Annotated in this window: 19 protein-coding genes and 1 pseudogene; 7 read left to right on the forward strand and 13 right to left on the reverse strand. The window is 67.9% G+C overall.

Translation table 11 applies throughout. The annotated features are described in order from the left end of the window. Nucleotides 1-217 precede the first annotated feature (217 nt). On the reverse strand, nt 218-799 hold the full coding sequence (idi, locus tag F8178_RS08185) for an isopentenyl-diphosphate Delta-isomerase (protein WP_317494085.1): 582 nt from the start codon (nt 797-799) through the stop codon (nt 218-220). 101 nt (nt 800-900) lie between these two features. Continuing rightward, on the reverse strand, nt 901-2,382 hold the full coding sequence (locus tag F8178_RS08190) for a sugar porter family MFS transporter (protein WP_317494086.1): 1,482 nt from the start codon (nt 2,380-2,382) through the stop codon (nt 901-903). A 201-nt stretch (nt 2,383-2,583) separates the two neighbouring features. Between F8178_RS08190 and F8178_RS08195 the strand changes: the two genes are divergently transcribed. Next, nucleotides 2,584-3,750: an ROK family transcriptional regulator gene (locus F8178_RS08195; RefSeq protein WP_317494087.1), complete on the forward strand. Its 1,167-nt coding sequence runs from the start codon at nt 2,584-2,586 to the stop codon at nt 3,748-3,750. Here F8178_RS08195 and F8178_RS08200 read toward each other — a convergent pair. From F8178_RS08200 to F8178_RS08210, 3 genes and pseudogenes are all read right to left on the reverse strand, one after another. Continuing rightward, the gene (locus tag F8178_RS08200; RefSeq protein ID WP_317494088.1) at nt 3,704-4,192 is read right to left on the reverse strand and encodes a 5-methylcytosine restriction system specificity protein McrC; all 489 of its coding nucleotides are present in this window, start codon (nt 4,190-4,192) and stop codon (nt 3,704-3,706) included. The genes F8178_RS08195 and F8178_RS08200 overlap by 47 nt on opposite strands. A 205-nt stretch (nt 4,193-4,397) precedes the next feature. Beyond that, a complete protein-coding gene (locus F8178_RS08205; protein WP_317494089.1) occupies nt 4,398-5,462 on the reverse strand; it encodes a macro domain-containing protein in 1,065 nt (354 codons plus the stop codon). A gap of 19 nt (nt 5,463-5,481) precedes the next feature. After that, nucleotides 5,482-6,116: pseudogene (locus F8178_RS08210) on the reverse strand (DUF4433 domain-containing protein). A gap of 225 nt (nt 6,117-6,341) precedes the next feature. Here F8178_RS08210 and F8178_RS08215 point away from each other — a divergent pair. After that, a complete protein-coding gene (locus F8178_RS08215) occupies nt 6,342-7,460 on the forward strand; it encodes an XRE family transcriptional regulator (RefSeq protein WP_317494090.1) in 1,119 nt (372 codons plus the stop codon). Between the two features lie 140 nt (nt 7,461-7,600). Here F8178_RS08215 and F8178_RS08220 read toward each other — a convergent pair whose 3' ends face one another. Continuing rightward, nucleotides 7,601-7,948, reverse strand: a complete 348-nt coding sequence (locus F8178_RS08220) for a hypothetical protein (protein ID WP_317494091.1) — start codon at nt 7,946-7,948, stop codon at nt 7,601-7,603. Between the two features lie 98 nt (nt 7,949-8,046). On the opposite strand from F8178_RS08220, the gene F8178_RS08225 reads away from it, so the two are divergent. The 3 genes from F8178_RS08225 (at nt 8,047) to F8178_RS08235 (ending at nt 10,784) form a co-directional block, all read left to right on the forward strand. Continuing rightward, nucleotides 8,047-8,892, forward strand: coding sequence for a helix-turn-helix transcriptional regulator (locus tag F8178_RS08225; protein WP_317494092.1), 846 nt, complete (start codon nt 8,047-8,049; stop codon nt 8,890-8,892). Nucleotides 8,893-8,900: 8 nt separating this feature from the next. Next, nucleotides 8,901-9,167, forward strand: a complete 267-nt coding sequence (locus F8178_RS08230; protein WP_317494093.1) for a DUF397 domain-containing protein — start codon at nt 8,901-8,903, stop codon at nt 9,165-9,167. 486 nt (nt 9,168-9,653) lie between these two features. Continuing rightward, entirely contained in the window at nt 9,654-10,784 is a 1,131-nt protein-coding gene (locus F8178_RS08235; RefSeq protein WP_317494094.1) for a methyltransferase domain-containing protein, read from the forward strand. 56 nt (nt 10,785-10,840) lie between these two features. Here F8178_RS08235 and F8178_RS08240 read toward each other — a convergent pair whose 3' ends face one another. From F8178_RS08240 to F8178_RS08255, 4 genes are all read right to left on the reverse strand, one after another. Beyond that, a complete protein-coding gene (locus F8178_RS08240; protein WP_317494095.1) occupies nt 10,841-11,254 on the reverse strand; it encodes an NUDIX domain-containing protein in 414 nt (137 codons plus the stop codon). A gap of 296 nt (nt 11,255-11,550) precedes the next feature. Further along, on the reverse strand, nt 11,551-12,438 hold the full coding sequence (locus F8178_RS08245; protein ID WP_317494096.1) for a Gfo/Idh/MocA family oxidoreductase: 888 nt from the start codon (nt 12,436-12,438) through the stop codon (nt 11,551-11,553). A 102-nt stretch (nt 12,439-12,540) separates the two neighbouring features. Next, nucleotides 12,541-13,401, reverse strand: coding sequence for a 3-hydroxybutyryl-CoA dehydrogenase (locus F8178_RS08250; RefSeq protein WP_317494097.1), 861 nt, complete (start codon nt 13,399-13,401; stop codon nt 12,541-12,543). 143 nt (nt 13,402-13,544) lie between these two features. After that, entirely contained in the window at nt 13,545-13,769 is a 225-nt protein-coding gene (locus F8178_RS08255) for a DUF3073 domain-containing protein (protein WP_317494098.1), read from the reverse strand. Between the two features lie 253 nt (nt 13,770-14,022). Between F8178_RS08255 and F8178_RS08260 the strand changes: the two genes are divergently transcribed. Further along, the gene (locus F8178_RS08260) at nt 14,023-14,919 is read left to right on the forward strand and encodes a hypothetical protein (protein ID WP_317494099.1); all 897 of its coding nucleotides are present in this window, start codon (nt 14,023-14,025) and stop codon (nt 14,917-14,919) included. Between the two features lie 73 nt (nt 14,920-14,992). Here the strand turns inward: F8178_RS08260 and F8178_RS08265 are convergent, their stop codons facing one another. Beyond that, on the reverse strand, nt 14,993-15,556 hold the full coding sequence (locus F8178_RS08265; protein ID WP_317494100.1) for an aerial mycelium formation protein: 564 nt from the start codon (nt 15,554-15,556) through the stop codon (nt 14,993-14,995). Nucleotides 15,557-15,673: 117 nt separating this feature from the next. Beyond that, the gene (locus F8178_RS08270) at nt 15,674-16,795 is read right to left on the reverse strand and encodes a folate-binding protein (RefSeq protein ID WP_317494101.1); all 1,122 of its coding nucleotides are present in this window, start codon (nt 16,793-16,795) and stop codon (nt 15,674-15,676) included. A gap of 88 nt (nt 16,796-16,883) precedes the next feature. On the opposite strand from F8178_RS08270, the gene F8178_RS08275 reads away from it, so the two are divergent. Further along, entirely contained in the window at nt 16,884-17,735 is an 852-nt protein-coding gene (locus F8178_RS08275; RefSeq protein ID WP_317494102.1) for an aminodeoxychorismate lyase, read from the forward strand. Nucleotides 17,736-17,813: 78 nt separating this feature from the next. Here F8178_RS08275 and F8178_RS08280 read toward each other — a convergent pair whose 3' ends face one another. Then, nucleotides 17,814-18,455, reverse strand: a complete 642-nt coding sequence (locus F8178_RS08280; RefSeq protein WP_317494103.1) for an FABP family protein — start codon at nt 18,453-18,455, stop codon at nt 17,814-17,816. Nucleotides 18,456-18,636: the final 181 nt, after the last annotated feature.

Raw genomic sequence — 18,636 nt, forward strand, 5'->3', positions numbered from 1 at the left:
CTGCGGGTCGGCCTGCTGGGCCGTTCCCGGGCCGGCCGTCTCCCGCCTGGTAGTGCGGGGAAGCACCGATCCCGCCACCGGATCGCCGCGCTCGCAACGATGCACTATTCCATGGGTCAATGGATAATGTCCACAGTATCTATTAACACTGCGTATGTCCAGGACTACTATGTGACACCTCGATATCGGGAGTTCGGCCGATCAGGCGACCTCTCCGCTACATCGATGCGGCAGCCGGAAGGTCCGTCGCGTCGGCGAGTGGCCACCGCGCCGGATCCCGTCCCAGGCGCACCAGTTCTACGACCTGCCAACGGCACCACGGCGATACCTCGCGGGTGCCCGCGAGGACGTCGTCGACCAGCGTGGCCCAGTCGACCCAGGCGGCCTCGGCCACCTCGTCGGGATCGGGATCGGGAACGCCGCCGGTGACCGCCCGGAACACCGGACACATCTCGTTCTCGACCGTCCCGTCCGCCATCGTTGCGCGGTAGCGGAACCGGGGTAGGACGAGGTCGATGGCGTCGACCTCGAGGCCGAGCTCCTGGCGCAGCCTGCGGGTGACCCCGGTGGTCAGCGATTCGCCGGGAGCCGGATGCCCGCAGCAGCTGTTGGTCCAGACGCCTGGCCAGGTGCGCTTGTCGTGCGCTCGCCTGGTGAGCAGGAACCGGCCGCGATCGTCGAAGACGTAGCAGGAGAACGCGAGGTGCAGCGGAGTTCGAGCATTGTGGACAGTGCGCTTGCTCGCGGTGCCCGTCGCGTTACCGTGCTGATCCAGCAGCACGACCCGTTCCGAACCCACCCGCGACCTCCGTGTATCTTGCGCCGGCCCACCCCGAGCGTACCGGGCTCCCATCGTGACAGGAGCCCGGTACGCTGGCCGCCCTGTCGTGGCGGCGCGCGTCACGTGCGGACGCGATCGGCTTCCGCTGTGCTTGCCTCCGGCATGTCCTCCAGTTCCTTGCCCTTGGTCTCGGCGATCATGCGGGCGACGAACAGGAAGCTCAGCCCGGCACAGGTGGCGTAGAAGCCGTAGGCGAACCCGAGACCGAGATCGCTCAGCACCGGGAACGTGGTCGAGACCGCGAAGTTCGCCAGCCACTGCGCGGCGGCCGCGACCGCGATCGCGGCGGCGCGGATCCGGTTGTTGAACATCTCGCCGAGCAGGATCCACACCACCGGGCCCCAGCTGGCGCCGAAGAACACCACGAAGGCGTTCGCGGCGATCAGCGCCGCAGGCCCGGCCACGGGGCCGAGGCTGGGCTCGCCGTCCACGACCGGGGCGTTGCCGAACAGCAGGGCCATCGTCGTCAGCGAGACGAACATCCCCGCCGAGCCGACCAGCAGCAGCGGTTTGCGGCCGATCCTGTCCACCGTGGCGATGGCGATGAAGGTGACCACGATGTTGGTGATGCCGGTGATCGCGCTGATCTGGAACGAGTCGGCCTCGGTGAAGCCGACCGACTGCCACAGCACCGTCGAGTAGTAGAAGATCACGTTGATGCCGACCAGCTGCTGGAACAACGAGAGCCCGATGCCCACCCAGACGATCGGGAGCAGCCCGAGCCGCGGGCCGAGCAGGTCGGACACCCGTGGCGGGCGGTCGGTGCGCAGCGTGGCCCGGATCTCGGCGATGCGTTCCTCGGCTGCCTCGCCGATGCAGCGGCGCAGCACCGCGGTCGCTTCGGCCACACGTGACTGCGAGACCAGGTACCGCGGGGATTCGGGGATGCGCATGGCCAGCGCTCCGTAGGCGATGGCGGGCACCAGCTCGGCGAGGAACATCCACCGCCAGGCATCGGCCCCGAACCACAGTGGTTCGGTCGCGCCGCCGGATGTGGTGGCGATGAGGAAGTTGCTCAGCAGCGCGACGAAGATCCCGATCACGATGGCCAGCTGTTGCAGCGAGCCGAGCCTGCCACGCAGTCGCGCCGGGGCGATCTCGGCGATGTAGGCGGGTGCGATGACCGACGCCGCACCGACCGCCAACCCGCCGATCACGCGCCAGAACGTCAGGCTCCACACGTCGAAGGCCAGGAACGATCCGATCGCGCTGGCGCTGAACAGCACACTGGCTAGCAGCATGACCCGGACCCGGCCGTGCCGGTTGGCCAGCGGCCCAGCGAACCACGCACCGACAGCGCAACCGAGGAGTGCCGAGGCCACCGAGAAACCGAGCAGCAGCGATCCGGGCTCGTAGGTCGCGTCGATCGCACCGACCGCGCCATTAATGACGGCGGTGTCAAAACCGAAGAGGAAACCGCCGAGGGCGGCGACCCCGGCGATCAGCGCGGAGTACACGGTGTTGCCGGTACTTCCGTTGGGGCCCCCGTTCCCGCCTGCTGGGCCGGTTGCGGGGTTCTGGCCTGGTCCCATCGTCACCATTGCGGCCTCACCTCGATCGTTGCTGCCGATCTCTGCACGCGTTGCCTCCCGTTGATCCGGTGTCGGGTCAGCTGTCGGAGAATGCCGGAGCATGTCCGAGGCGTTAACCTAGAAGGGGGATTTGATCGTGTCAATGCTTAATAAGTCAGTTGATCTCGCATAATTTGTACGTAGATCGAATTAATGGCTATGGTGTGGGACATGCGTCACGGCAGCTCGCTCGAGGACCTGCGGCGCGCCAACCGGGCCAGCATCATCGACACGCTGGCCACGTCGGGCGCGCTCAGCCGGGCGGATCTCGCCAGGATGACCGGCGTGTCCCGGGCGACCGTGTCGAGCCTGGTGCACGACATGATCCGGGACGGTGTCGTGGTCGCCGAGCCGGAGCGCGGCACACCGCACAAGGGAGGCAGCGGCAGGCCGCCGGTCTTGCTCCGGCTGGCGCGCACCCCCGGGGTGGTGCTGGGCGTGGACCTGGGTCACCGCCACATCAGGGTCGCGGTGGCAGAACGCACGTCGCACGTGCGTGCTGAGCGTTTCGCGGACTTCGACGTGGATCACGACGCCCGGGGAGCGCTCGACACCGCCGCACGGCTGGCTCGGGACGCTCTGGCTGAAGCGGGGCAGACGATCGATGATCTCGTCGGCGTCGGTTTGGGGGTTCCCGGTCCCGTCGACTGGCGATCCGGCACGATCACGTCCGCGGTGCTGCCTGGCTGGCGCGGCCTGTCCCCTGGCGCCGAGCTGGAACGCCGTATCGGACACCCCGTATCGGTGGACAACGACGCCTACGCGGGAGCGCTCGGCGAACTCACCCACGGTGCGGCGCGCGGAGTGGATGACGTGATCTACGTGAAGGTCGCGGGCGGGGTGGGTGCCGGGCTGGTGCTCGGCGGCAAGCTGCACAGAGGAACCTCGGGGATCGCGGGGGAGATCGGGCACGTTCGGGTGCACCCGGATGGTCCGGTGTGCCGTTGCGGTAGCCGCGGTTGCCTGGAGACGCAGGTCTCCGCGCCGAAGCTGATCGAGTTGCTGCAGCCCGCGCACGAGGAAACGTTGACGGTACCCCGTGTGCTGGAACTGGGGCGCGACGGTGATGCCGGGGCAAACCGGGTCCTGGATGACGCGGGCCGCACCATCGGCCGGGTGCTCGCGGACCTGTGCAACAGCCTCAACCCCGCGGCCGTGGTCGTCGGCGGCGAAGTGGGGTCTTCAGCAGCGCTCGTCCGCGGTATCCGCGACTCGGTCGACCGCTACGCTCAGCCGGACGCGGCCGCCGCGTTGCGGGTGGCCACCGGCGAGCTGGGTGATCGCGCGGAGCTCATGGGCGCGCTCGCGCTGGCCCTGCGGGTCGGCGCCGCGGTGTGAGCCGGTCGGGGGTGAGGCGTTCGGCTATGACGTGGACATCGGCAAGCAGCGCGGACGGTGCCTGGTCAAGATCGAGTGCGTGCTGGTGGATGTCGATACCCGCGTGCTTCACGCGGTGCGAGCCGTGCGGCGCAGTGCCCTTGGCATACACGAGATGCCCCTCCTGCAGGTTCAACGCCGTGCAGTAGGCGAGCATCTGGTACAAGTCCGCGTCGGGAAACCCTTCGGGTCGCTCTGCCTTGTACTTGGCGTCGGCTACGGCCAGCGGCGTCCCATCTGCGGCGTACTGAACCAAGTCGGGGACCACGCGTACCGCGTCGCGCTCGTCGAGGTGGTGGGTAGCCTGCATGACGCAGTGGCTGGCCAGCGCGTCGCGGAGCGCGACGGTGACGAAGTCCTCGAAGACCGTCGCGAGGTTGAACAGGAAGCCGTTCACTGTCACGGAACTTCTGACTGCCGTTGGCGCCCATCTCCTCCAGCAGCTGACCTCTGGCGACCGGGCCACCATGGGGCAGGCGGAGCTGGAACTCGGGATACTTGCTGGACATCGCCGCCCCTCGTTGGTTGGACGATCACCGCAGGCTGCCCGAACCGTGCCCACGCACTGAGCCAGCGCGGACCGGTCGACGCACTATCTCGCGAGTAGGTTATCTCGAGTCAGCATGGGCAAGCTCTTGATTGAGCCAGCCATGGTCTTCCAGCTGTCGCCATGCCGCCTCGATATGGGCGGGCTCGAACAATGCGCTCTTTCGATGCGTCCACCGGCGTATGTGCTCGATGGCCGCCGTTCGATCCGCATGCTCGTGGGTGCACACCCAGTGCACGCTGGAAAGCAGCTCCATGCCGTAGGCGGACTCGAAGCCACCGGTCAGTTCCAACACCCGTTCGATACGGCGCTCGGTCTCCGGGTGTTCAGCCAGGGCGCCGGCTGCCTCGTCGTCTGCGCCGGGAAGAACCCGGAGTGGTTCAGACTCCTGCACCAGCTGACTGCCATCACCGAAGCCGACGAGATAATGACCCTCGATCTTATTCAGGACATGTCGCAGGTTGTCGGCATACGGACCATAGATATGTTTGGTGAAGTTCAGCCGCAGTGGCTCCCCAGCCAATTGCAGGAAGTACATGAGCTTCTGAACTTCGATCAGTGACACGCCGGTTGCCCGCATACTATAAAGACTGAGGATTCTGATCAGCGCGGCGCGCCCAGGAGTCATCTTGGGCCGGTCGGTAGCCGTTGGCATCGCGGTTGCGCTGGGGGTTTTCTCGGGCGGGTAAAGCAGCACATCAACCTCCGATACCCGCGTCATGGCCTTGCGTATGCGTGGCTCAACTTCCGACCATCGGAGACCGCCCTGCCCGCACCCGAGAGGCGGAATCGCAATCGACGTGATGTCGAGCTCTCGAATGACCCTGACAAGGTCGTTGAGTCCTTGCTCGATGTCACCGAGACGGGACTTCGCGCGCCAATGCCGTTTCGTAGGGAAGTTGATCACGAAGCGAGGTCCCGTGAGTGCTTGCGACCGCCACACATGCACACGGCCGAGGTCGATCTCGCCCGCCTGCACCGCGCGCTTGTAGTCCTCGAACATCTCTGGGAACGCACGGCGGAACTGCAAGGCGATGCCCTTGCCCATCACGCCGACGGTGTTGACCGTGTTCACCAGCGCGTCGGCGTCCGCTTGTAGCAGGTTTCCTTGCGCTTCCGTGATCATGAGTAGTCGCCCCACAAGGTTAGTAATACCACGCGGGTCTGACAGCCACCGTTGCTTCGACCCCGACCGATGAGAGTATCTCCTGAGCTCGGCGTGCGCATGCCGGGCTTTGTGCGCTGACTTCCTGGAACGCGTGCCAGGGTACTCGCCGATGGACCAGGCACTCAGCCATTCGGCGCTCCTTGCGGTCTGGTTCGGCGTCCGTGTTGTTCCACCATGTGGCCGCCATCAACTCCCAATCGACGAGGTCATCCAGGCGGGTCAGTTCGTTGGTGACCTCGGCATAGGCGATCGTCGCATTCCGGTCGGTGAAGATCGGTCGTATGCCGAGCTCTACCAGCCGCTCGATGGTCGTGGTGAGGTAGACAAGCTGGCCGCAGCCGCCGTCGTAGGTCGGCACACCGTCGCGATGAATCACGAACATCATCGGGCTACGCGGCGCGTAGTAGAAGGGAACGTAATCGGCGACGACACCTCCCGGGGAATCCGTACCGCTGTTGACCTGCGACGATCCTTGATGTTCATGTGACCGACTTCAGCACGGAGGAGGCCGCTTCCCTGGATGGCCGAGTCAGCGAGCAAGCCGCGGCGTGCGATCTCGGCGAGGTGGTCGACATGCGTGAAGTGGTAAAGCGTCGTCGGCTGTGGTCGCACAGAGCCCCCTCACTATCGAACCGGATGATGTGCGTCGTGATCCGGCGCAGTACTGAGCGCACAAGTGTAGTTCTCACCTTGCGTACCTCCTCGTGCCCAACGTGTCACTGCCGACCATCGGAGTCGACGTCTGCTACGCGAGACGGCCACGCACACACTTGCGCAAGTGTTACCTTCTTGAAGTGCTGATTTAGCACATCAAGTGCTGGCCATGAGGTGACACTTGTGCGACTCAGATTGTGGTCAGAGGTAGGGTCACGCGTCGCTCTGGCTCGCAAGCGTGCGGGTTTCACCCAGCGTGAACTGGGCGAACGGATCGGCACGCACCGCACGACGGTGGCGCGCATCGAACTTGGCCAGCGCCAGCTCGACGCGCTCGAGCTGGCGCGACTGGCAGAAACGTTCGGGCGTTCAGTGGAGTGGTTCCTCACCGAACCACCCGCAGCCATCGCGAGCCGCAGGGACGGGTTGTCCCCTGATCAAAACGTGCGTGTGCTCGACGACGAGCTTGAACGCGTGGGCCGTGGCGTCGAGTTGCTGACCGACGTACACGCCTTGTCTCTAGTGTCGACGACCGTCCAGGCAGGCGTCACCACGCTGGACGAGGCCGAGTCCGAAGCACTGCATGCCCGCGCCGCCCTCAACGTGGGCGACGGCCCCCTCCCGGATCTGCAGAAGGCCGTCGAAGGTCTCGGGCTTCTTGCGTTCTCGCTCGACCTGGGTCCCAGTGTGATCGACGGTGGCTACGTGCGCGTCGGCGACGTCGGCGTTGCCCTAGTCAACGGAGCGGTCGACGCCGGGCGCCGACGGTTCAACCTCGCACACGAGCTTGGGCACCACGTCTTGGCAGACGAGTACACCCCGGATCTCGGGATCAGCGCGACGCGCGACGAACGGGAGGCGTTGATCAACGCGTTCGCCGTACACTTTCTGATGCCCGGGGCCTCGGTCCGCAAGCGTTGGTCTGAGCTGTCTGAGGAATACGAGGATGTCCGCACACGGCTGATCGTGCTGGCCGCGGAGTACCGTGTGAGCTGGTCAGCGGCCATATCGCATGCGACGACCCTCGGCTTGATCGATCAGACCGAGTTCGCCGCACTACAGTCCCGACGCCCGACTCGCGCGGACTACTTCGAACTTGGCGTGCAGTTGACCGAAGAACTCCAGCCGACCGCGCTGGCCCCCAGCTACTCTCAGGCTGCCGTGCGCGCTTATCGCCGCGGGCTGATCAGTTCCGACCGGGCGGTCGAACTCCTCCGCGAGACGGTCGCCCGTGAGGACCTTCCGCGCCCACACGAGACACCGGTCGAGGCGCTCTCTACTGAATTCCAATCCATCGGCTGAGCAATCGCCAGCAAGTGCGTCCTCGTCTTCGACACCAGCCCACTCGTCCACTTCGCGCGCTCCGGCAAGCTCGATGTTCTGGGCAACCTTGTCAATGCGTTCGATTGCGTCACGACCAAGGCCGTGCTCTCCACCGGTGATCACGTCTCCTCATCCGGCCAGGGCTCGGGCTCGGGATCGACCCAGATCAGCCGGATGTCGTCGTCCGAGTGGCGCAGTAGCCGCCGCAGCTCGTCGGCGGTGCGGAACCGGCCGGTCATCCGCATCTCCGGTAGGTTCACGAAGACGTACTCGGGGAGCGCGAGCCCCCAGCCGAGTACCGCGGCGTCGGAGCCGTCCGGCGCGATGGTGATCACGACGAAGCGGGCACTGGGGTAGCGTGCTGCCCACTCGGTGAGGATGGCCAGGCATTTCTCGGCGGTGAGCGGGAGCGTGGCGTCGGTGTCGTCCTGCGTCTCGTGCGGCAGCGAATCGTTGGTTGTGGTCATGTCCGGAGGCTGACACGGGTCGATACGTGTCTCCGAGGGTGAGACATACATCCGAACGTGTAGTGTTGTCGCGGCATCCGCCGTGATGGGATACCGGCATGTCGGACAAACCCAGTGCGTCGCGCGCCCGGGCGCTGGCCGCCGAGCTGCGCGACCTGCGCAGGCAAGCCAAGCTGAGCACACGCGACGCCGCCGAGCGTATCGGCGTCTCGTCGGCGAGCCTGAACCGCTCCGAGCTGGGCACCCGGATGCCGAGCCCGGAGGAGGTCTCCGCGCTGCTCGCCGTCTACGGCGTGACCGGCCTGGCCCGCGAGCAGGCGCTGCAACTGGCCCGCTCGGCAAACCCCTCGGGCTGGTGGGAGACCGGCGGCAGCGCGCTACCCAAGCAGCTGCCCACGCTGATCACCTTCGAGTCCCAGGCCACGGGGATCACCGAGTTCCAGCCGCTGGTGGTGCCGGGGCTGTTGCAGACCCACGGCTACATGCGTGCAGTGATGGAAGCCTCCGGTGTGCCTGATGCCGACGCGGACGCGCGAGTCGCGGCCCGGGCGGGCAGGCAGACCGTGCTCACCCGCAAGCGCCCGCCGCGCTACCTGGCGATCATCGACGAGGCCGCGCTGCGCCGCCCGTTCGGTGGCCGCGCGGTGATGGCCGAACAGCTGAACCGGATCATCGAGCTGGCCGCGCTGCCCAACCTCACCGTGCAGGTGATCCCGTTCGATCGCGGCGGCTACCCGATCTACGGGCCATATGCGCTGTTGCAGTTCGCCAAGGCGCCGGACATCGTGCACCTGGAGCACAAGCAGGCCTCCGGGTTTCTGGACCAGCCGGAGGACACCGCACCGTTTCAACCGTTGACCGATACGCTGAAGGCTGCGGCGCTCGACCCCGCCGCCACCAGCGAGTTCCTGGCCGCCGTGGCGGCCGAGTACGACAGGAAGTGAGACAGGCGATGGATCTCCGCGACGCGGTGTGGCGCAAGTCCAGTTGCAGCACGGACCAGACCGAATGCGTCGAAGTGGCGTTCCCCGACTGGCGCAAGTCCAGCTACAGCGGAAGCGAAACGGCCTGCGTCGAGATCTCCTACCGCGCCTCCGCCGCCGTGGGCATCCGTGACTCCAAGGACCCCGACGGGGGCGTGCTGCAGACCACCGGACGGACGTGGCGGGCCCTGTGCGCGGCGATCCAGGCAGGTGACCTCGGGCCACGGCACTCGTGAAGAATCGCTCGGTACCAGCCGCTCGACGTCGGCGATTCGTGCGTCCAACCGGCTGGAGTTCACACCCCGAGCTGCCTCGCGCGCGCGATTGAGTGTGTCGCGAGCCGCGTCGACGACACCCAACCGGGCGTAGGACTCGGCGAGCCACGTCCGGTACAAAGCGACTTCCCGAGCGTACTCGGGTGTGTAGGTCGCGATGGCGCCGGACAGTAACGGCTCAGCCGCGATCGGGTCGCCAAGTTCGATCAGGCAGCGGCCCGCCATGACGTCGATTTCCTGACGGTCCAGCCAGTAGACCCACTCGGGCTCCGCAACGCTGGCCGAACGTCGCTCGTACACGTCGTCCACCTGATCCAGCGCCCGCCGGGTTCCGTCCAGGTCACGAGCGCGGGCACTGGCCCATGCCACCCGTTCGACAAGCAACGCCCGGACCACGGGCGTAGCATTCGCGCCCTAGTTGGTCTCATGGCAGGGTGGCTCGACATCGTGACTGACTGGCGCGAACAACTCGCCGTGCCGCGAGATGACTTCATCCCGTCCGTGGTGTGGGTCGATGATCCCGCTACGGACGGATTCGCCGCCGTGTCCCGGGACGACGACGAGCCTCGGTGGCGTGCCCTGGTCGATGCAGACGAACCGATCATTACCCAGGTAGACGACGGACGAACGTCACCAGGCGGCACCGGACTACGGCCGTCCAGCTCCTGTAGCCAGCCGTCGTTGGTCGCTGCGATGCTCGACGCACTCGACGTGCGTGAGGGTCACCGGGTGTTGGAGGTCGGCACCGGCACCGGCTGGAACGCGGCGCTGTTGGCCGAGCGAGTAGGCGAAACTGGACACGTGGTGTCGATCGAAGTCGACACCGACGTTGCCGACAACGCCCGTGGTTCCCTGGCACGCGCCGGATACGCACCACTGGTCGTGACGGCGGACGGCACCGAAGGATACCCGCCCGATGCCCCGTACGACCGGGTGATCTGTACTGCGTCCGTCCGGCAGATTCCCCGAACTTGGATCGACCAGACACGGCCCAGTGGGGTGCTCGTGACTCCGTGGGGCACCGACTACGGAGACGACGCGCTCACGCGCCTGGAAGTGCACGAGGACGGCTCGGCGTCGGGCAGGTGCGGAATGAACCTGGCGTTCATGCGCGTCCGGCACCAGCGCCGGGACTACCTTGATCCCACCGCCGAGCAGATCAGCGCGGCCGACAAGACAGTCACCCCGCGCAGCGGGCGGGAGCTGTTCGAGATGGTGACGTTTTCCCGAGCGGCGTTCACGATCGGGCTGCGCGTACCGAACTGCTACGTCACCGTGGAGGATCTTGATGATGATCACCGCAGGATCGAACTGCATGACGTTCGTTCGCAGTCGTGGGCGAGGGTCAGCCTCGTTCGCGGACAAGACCCGTGGACGGTTTGCCAGCTCGGCGCGCGCCGGTTGTGGGATGAGGTGGACGCCGCCTACGCCTGGTGGCTCGATGCGGGTCAGCCCACTCCCGACCGGTATGGGCTGACCGTGCAGCCGGACGGCACCCACACTGTGTGGATCGACACGCCGGACAGCGACAGTCGCTGGTCGCTGACGTTGTCGCGGGACAACGCTCAATCGGCGTGAGCCATGGCTGTTTCGAAGCCGTGCTCCCGGAACGTCCTCCCGGACTGGGCGTCGTGCTAGGCCGGTCCGATGAAGTCCAGCGCGTCGTCGGGAAGGTCGTCTGGTGTGGCCCACACGATCTCGGTGCACTTGTGTGGTTCGCGGATCACGGGCGTGCCGGTCCAGGTTGAGGTAGTGAAGAAGATGTCCACCCGGGGTTCTTGCGAGCAGCGAAACATCGTGCAGGCCGGTGACAGGGCCTGCGGGGCGAGCTCGACTCCGAGTTCCTCGCGGACTTCGCGGACGACGCAGGCGGTCGGTGTCTCCCCGAGGTCGACGTGCCCGGCGGGCAGTCCGAGCATGCCGTCGGCGTACCCGCTACCGGCCCGGCGCATGAGCAGCACCCGGCCCTCCGGGGCGACCAGGAAGACATGCGCTGCGAGTGGGTACCGGTCGTGTTCGGTGTCGAACACGTACTCCGGGTGGGACATCCTTCTCCTTACAGCGTTTTCGGCTGGGCCGTGCGGGAACCGTCGACGTAGACGGTAATGCCGCGGTCGGGATCATCGCGTATCGGACGGCCTCCGCCCAGCCGAAGGCGCGAGTGGGCATGCAACCGGGTGGGTTGGACGGCGCGGGACTGTGGGCACTGCCGAACCCGAGCGGCCGCAACGCGCATTGCCAGCTGCCGCCAGTCGCATGAACATCTCGTCGCCGGTCACACCACAACCTCCTGATCACGCCGTTGGCCACCTCGCAACCACGTCCGGCGCCGCCCGGACGTCCGTTATCGCAGCGCCCGCTCGCGTGCTCGTGCCAGGATGCGCTGCAAGTGCAATCCTCGCCGGACGTCGCAGGGGTGCTGCGTGGCGCCGGTAGCGACCAGCTCGGCGAACTCGTCGAGCACTGCGGCGTAGGCATCCGCCGGGCTGGCGGGCTTGCCGGAGATCGTGTGGTACCCACCCTCGCCGTAGATCGCGCACTCCAGCACCGTCGGCCGCATCGGCAAGCCGAGGGACAGCGCGGCGGTGCTCGTCGCACCCCCCTCGTGACGGAACAGCAGTCGCCAGAGGTCGCCTGGCGCCCGGTGCGCGGCCAGCACATCGCTGATCTCACCGAGGGTGGCGTCGAGCAGGTCGAGTGCGTGCGGGCCGATGTCGTCCAGCGCGCCACCCGCGGCGCGCCACGGGGAGCGGCTGGCGGTCTCGCCGAGCAGCGCGCCGGAGAGCCATCGGAGATCGCCTCCGGCCCAGCCGCCCGCGGTGGCCGCGGCCAGCCAGCTCGCGGTCGGCTCGGCATAGCGCAGGATCAGCATCATGATCGAGGCGACCCCGGCGGCGTCGACCGCATCGCGCAGCCGCTGGGCGGCTGCGAGGTCGGCGGCGATCGGCTTCTCTAGGATGAGGTGCTTGCCGGCTTCGGCCGCGCGCACCGCGAGGTCGGCCTGCACCGCGGGCGGGACCGCGAACGCGACCGCGTCGCAGCGCTCGAGCAGCTCGGTCAGTGAGGTGCACGGACTGCCGCCGTGCGCGGCGGTGAGTTCCCGCGCGGCCGCTTCCCGGCGCGCGAAGACACCGGCCAGGGCGACCGTCTCGTGCGCGGCGAGGCCCGGCGCGTGCACTGCGGATGCCCAGGGGCCTGCGCCGACCAGGCCGACGCGAAGCGGCGTTGCCATGACGCTCATCCTGCCGCTCGGTTGACGAGCCAGCGCCGAGGGGGCAAGCGCTGAGGGGACCAGCGCCGGTACGTCACCATCCGGGCACCAGCGCTGGCCGGATCAGCCGTAGTCGTAGAACCCGCGACCGGACTTCTTGCCGAGCCTGCCCGCATCGACCATCCGCAGCAGCAGTGGTGGCGCCGCGTACTGCGGGTCCCGGAACTCCTCGTACAGCGTCTCGGTGATCGACTTGATGGTGTCGAGACCGACGAGATCGGCCAGCCGCAGCGGACCCATCGGGTGCGCGGTTCCCAGCTCCATGCCCCGGTCGATGTCCTCGGCCGAGGCGAAGCCCGACTCGTACATCCGGATCGCCGACAGCAGGTACGGCACCAGCAGCGCGTTGACGATGAAGCCCGCGCGATCGCCCGCGCGGATCACGGTCTTGCTCAGCTCGTTCGTCGCGTAGGCGCGGATGCGCTCGACGACCTTCTCGTCGGTGCGCAGCGACGGCACCACCTCCACCAGCGGCAACACCGGTACCGGGTTGAAGAAGTGCATGCCGAGCACCTGCTCGGGGCGGTTGGTCGCCATCCCGAGCTTGATGATCGGGATGGAGGAGGTGTTGGAGGCGAGGATGGCGTCAGGCTCGGTGACGATCCGGTCCAGTGCCGCGAACAGCTCGATCTTGGCGGCCTCGTTCTCCACGATGGCCTCGATCACCAGGTCCGAATCGGCGAGTGCCTCCAGGTCGGTGGTGTAGGTCAGGCGTTGCCTGGCGGCATCGGCGTCGGCCTCGGCGAGCTTGCCGCCGGAGACGGCACGCTGTAGGGACTTCTCGATCCGCGCCTTACCCGCCTCCAGCGCGGCGTCGTCGGCCTCGGCGACGGTGACCTGCCTGCCCGCCTTGGCGTTGACCTCCGCGATCCCGGAACCCATGAGCCCCGCTCCGACGACGCCCACCTGCTGGATCTCGGACACTGCCTCACTCCATTCACTCGTGGCCTGCCGCGCGTGTGGTGATGGTGTGCCCCGCCGGTGACCCGCTCGCTGTGGCCGACTGTCGAGCACACTACGAGCGCGGGAGCCCATTCTCGCGGCAGGCTCCCGCGCTCGTAGGTCACTCAGCTACGCTGCTCGTCCTCGTCCCCGTCGTCGTATGCGTACGGGTCGTACGCATACGGGTCGTACGGGTCGTATGGATCGTGGTACTCGTCTTCGTCGTGGCCTTGGCCAGGCGACTTACCCGCCAGCTCGCGTTGCAAGGCGTTTAAGTCTGTGGGGGGAGTGCGGTATTTGAGCTCCCGGGCCACTTTCGCCTGCTTGGCCTTAGCTCGGCCGCGCCCCATGGCTCGACCCCCTCACACAGGGGCGGGGCGGCCGCATGGCACGGCGGCCCCGCTACTCGTCTCGACAACTTTTTCCTGGCTCCTACCGTACCGTGTCTCCGTCGGCGGACGCGACGCGGCTCGGACAGGAAACGAGAAACGGCGCTATGCAGCAAGGATCTGACCGGCCACGGCCGTTCTCTGTGACGCTGGACACGGTGGTGATGCGCACGCCAGGCCACGCGGTTCGGCGGCCGCGTGCCACGATTGTGGGGTGCTCCGACCGTTCGCCGCGTACCTGCGCGTCTACGAGCCACTGTCAGTGTTCGACGGACAGCTCGACGCCGCCACGATCGCCGAGGCCGCGCTGACCGTGGGCGAGGCTGGCCGCTACGAGCAGGCGATGTGGCTGCGTTCCCAGGTCTCTTCATCCGGGCGCCTGCTGCCAGCCGAGCTCCCCGATGGTAGCCCGTCACCGGCAGCCGTCACCGACGTGCTCGTACGCGACGCCGAGGAGGTGCCCGGCGGTGCGGGCGCCGGTGTCGGCCCTGGGCCGCTGGTGTGCCCGCTGGAACTGCGGGCGCGATCGGCCGCGGCGCTGGTCAGCTTCCTCGGCGAGGCGCACCCCGCGCTGCGTTCGGCGGTGACCGGCCACGCCCAGGCCACGGAGGATTCGGTGCGGGCGCGGGCGAACTCGGTGCTGTCCGAACGTTCCCAGTCCGCGGTGCATGTGCTGTCGGTGAACTGGTCCATCCCACTGCCCTGGTTCACGCTGGTCGATCCGGAGCAGCGCACGCTCGTGCTCGGCGAGGGACCGCACGACCCGCAGCGCGAGCTGTCCTGGCGGGTGGCCATGCCCGATGCCCGGCGCCGGGTCGCCGAGGCGCGCGAGCTGGCTGAACAATCACTCGGGGACGACGGGCCGACCAAGATCCTGATCGACACTGAGCGGTGGCTGACGGCGTTCCACCCGAACTCGGCGGTGGAGCTGGACTACGGCGGGCTGGTGCAGCTGCTGGACGACACGGAGCTCACCTCGGACACCTCGGCCGAGGATGTCCACACCATCGTCGCGGCGCTGCGCTCCGGCGATGTGGAGCGGCTCGCCGAGACCTTCCAGAACCTCCGCGAGTACTGGGGTGAGCTGGCCGCACGCGAGCGCTACAACTAGCGCGATCGGGGACGGGTGCGAGCCCAAGGACTCCTCGGGTACACGATGTGCACCGGAGGAGGTCTTCGGCTCGCTAGCCGGGCTCGCCGCGTTCGGTGGCCAGGAGCTCGTCGACCGAGGCGGTGCCCGCCGCGTACCGTGCGGTGATCTCGGCGTTGAGGGCGTCCACCACGGCCTGGACCTGCTGCCTGCGCTCGGAGACCGAACGCTCCTCGTCGGTGTAGGCGCGCAGGCTTTCCGTCAGCTCCTCGTCGGACAGCGCCTCGACATCGGAGAGGCCCGCATCGGCGATGAGCGCTTCCACCTGGCGCCTGCGCTCGCCGGTCCTGGTGGGTTCGAACGGCTGGTGCCTGCCGGGCCGTGCCGGGGTGTGCACCGCGTTCTTGGCGAGGATCGCGGCGAGCTGGTCGACGACGCTGGCCTGCCCCCCGCTGGACCTGCGCTCCTGCTCGGCGCGCACGATGTCGATGCGGGCGTGCAGCATGCGCCGCAGGAAGGACAGGTCGGTCTCTTCCTGGGAGGCTTCGTCCCGCCGCTCACGGAGGGTGCCCAGCGGCAGTTTCTCCAGATCCCGCAGGTACTCCTCACCCAACACGCGGTCGATACGACGACGACCGCCGGGACGCACTTCGATCACGAACCTAGCCTGCTCCCGGTAACCGTTGCCTGGCAACCGACTTCCGTCGGTATCACGCGGATGGCGGTGTTGATGGCCCGCACAGAGTGAAGCGTGCCACGTTCCGGGGCATCCGTTTCACCCTTTCAGACGGGAGATCGCCTCCCGCCCCGGGGCGGGTCCTTCCTCCGGGACGGAATCGGGGTCGATGCTGGCTTGCACGGCCCTGTCTTCGTCGCCCACGACCAGCTCGGCGTCCAACGGCGTGGAGCGTTTCAGCAGGCCGAGGGCGACCGGTCCGAGCTCGTGGTGTTGTACCACGGTGCCCACCCTGCCCACCGTGCGCTCACCGTGACGGATCCCGTCGCCGGTTTCCGGGGTGATCTCGGGGGAGCCGTCGATGTGCAGCAGCAGCAGGTGGCGCGGTGGCCTTCCCACGTTGAACACCTTCGCCACGGTTTCCTGACCCCGGTAGCAGCCCTTGGCGACGTGGGCGGCCGAACCGATCCAGTGCACCTCGTGCGGGATCGTGCGCTCGTCGGTGTCCACGCCGTGCCGTGGTTGCACCGCTTCGACCCGCAGGGCTTCGAAGGCCCACGAGCCCGCCGCGCGGGCGCCCGCCTCGGTGCAGCGCTGCCACCAGGTGACCAGCTCGGCCCGAGGCACCAGCAGGTCCACCCTGCCGGAGGTGGGCCACGGCACCCGGCGCGCGATCACATCACCGCTCTGTGCCACCGCGTACGGCGCGTCGGGTAGGGCAAGGCCCAGCTCGTCGAGCACCGTTCCGGAATCCGGCCCGAGCAGCGTCAGCACCGCGCGGTCTCCGGTGGCGTCGGTGACCGCGACGTCGGACCAGAAACGCATCGCGTCGAGGTAGTCCAGCAGCGGGACCGTGCCACCGGCAGGCAAAGCGCTCGTGGCGTGATTGCCCTGCTCGGTGTCCAGCCACACGGTCTCGCCTGCGTGCGCCAGCAGCAGATGAGCCTCCACGCGGCCATGGCTGTCCAGCACGAGCGCCTCGGTACCCTCACCGTCGGCCAGCTCGCTGACGTGTTGCGAGATCACCAGGTGCAGCCAGGATAGCCGCTCGCTCCCGGTCACGGTGTACACCGCCCGGTGGGAGCGGTCTACGACGGCGACCGAGCTCGCCGCGGCGCGCTGCTCGGCGAACGGGTCCCCGAAGTGCCAGGGAACGCCCTCGTCGGGGTGCCCTTCCGGGGCCGGAACCGCCCGATGCTGGTCGAGGATGGGGGAGAACAACCAGGGTCCCTCCTTGTATGCCGGGGGCGTGTCGGTCAGTTGTCAGTGAAGCGCCTGCGCGTGGCGCAGGTGGACTACCCTCTCCATTATGCGCGTGCTCGTATACCTCGACGGGTCCCTGGCCGAACCGGACACGCCGCAGCTCCGTGTGGATGACCTGGGTCTCATGCGAGGTGACGGGGTGTTCGAGACCATCCTGGTCGCCGGGGGGCACGCTCGCGAGCTCGACAAGCACCTGGACCGGTTGGAGCGGTCGGCAGCCATGCTCGACATGCCGCCGCCGGACCGGGCGGGCTGGCAGCGTGCGGTCACCACCGCGATCCGGGAGTGGCCGAGTAATGAGGAGATGGCGCTCAAGCTCGTCTACACCAGGGGTATCGACGGCGATGAGGAGGCTGAGCCGACGGCTTTCGCGCTGGGCATGGAGGTGTCACCGGGAGTAGGGCGCGCACGCAGCGAGGGCATCGGGGTGGTCGGCCTTGAGCGCGGGATCGATCCCGGGCTGGCCGAGCGCGCCCCGTGGCTGCTGCTCGGGGCGAAGTCGCTGTCCTACGGGATCAATATGGCGGCGATGCGGGAAGCCGACCGGCGCGGCGCCGAGGACGTGATCTTTCTCGCCAGCGACGGTTCGGTGTTGGAAGGGCCGATCGCGAACGTGGTGATCGCGCGAGGCAGCACGCTGTACACCCCGCCACCGAGCATCGGGATCCTGCCGGGCACGACGCAGGCTGCGCTGTTCCGGGCGGCGGAGAGAGCCGGCTGGAGCACCAAGATCGAACCGCTACGGCTCGCTGACCTGCGCGCCGCCGATGGGGTGTTCCTCACCTCGTCGATCCGCAAGGTGACAAGGGTGCACACCCTCGACGGCGAGCCGCTGCCGGACTCCCGCGCGCTGCACGCTGAGCTCGCCGCCGCCTACGAGTCCGAGTACCCGGGCTAGCGGCCGCCGGGGTGCGAGCCGAAGGGCTCCTTGGGTACACGATGTGCACCCGAGGACCCCTTCGGCTCACCCCGCGGCTCAGCCCGCGACGCGTTGCAGGCGTGCCGAGACGTGGGGTTGCATCTCCTGGCCGGACATCGCGCGCTCCTCGACGTAGGCGAGGTCGCCGCCTGCGACGATGCCGTAGAGTCGCTTCGCGGCCGAGACCTCCTTGGCGGTCACGGTGCGCACCACGGCGTCGGTGTCCAGTTCCCAGGAAGTCTGGTTGCGGGGCGCACCGTAGAACACCTCCACGACGCCGGTCATATGCGCCAGCAGCAGCTCGATCGAGTCATCCGGCTGCGGTCGCCACCAGCCGACCTCGCGGGCGGCGGGTCGGATGACCTCGCCGTCGGCGTCCAGCAGCCAGGCGCGGGCTTCGTGGAACAGGAAAGGGCGCCCGTCGTGGGCGATGGTGATCTGCTGGGCGAAACGCGTCGGTCCCTCGATGGTGGGGTAGTCCACCTCGCCCTCGCCGCGCCACACGCCCACGAGCGGTAGCAGCGCGAGGCACGCGTCGTTGAGGCTTTCGCCCTCCCGGAGATTCGCGGTGTCGCCCGGGATGGGCAGCTCGTCGAACTGGGGGATGTTCCTGCCCCTGGTGTGCTCGGCGCGCGCTGCGGCCTCCTGGACGGCCTCGTCGCCGCTACCGGGGGTGGGCTGCGTGCTGCCTGCTGCCATGATTCAGCGCTTGTCCGAGTACAGGCGGTAGACGACGTAGATCGCGAACCACGTCGTCATGACCATCACCAGGACCATCAACAGGGTGAAGATGAGCTTGATATCCACGTCGATCAGGGTATCGCTCGCCCATTCCGCAAGCAGTGAGGGTGGTCTCCGCTGTCACGAAGACCACCCTCAC

It is taken from the genome of Haloechinothrix sp. LS1_15 (assembly GCF_033042135.1).
Lineage (GTDB): Bacteria > Actinomycetota > Actinomycetes > Mycobacteriales > Pseudonocardiaceae > Haloechinothrix.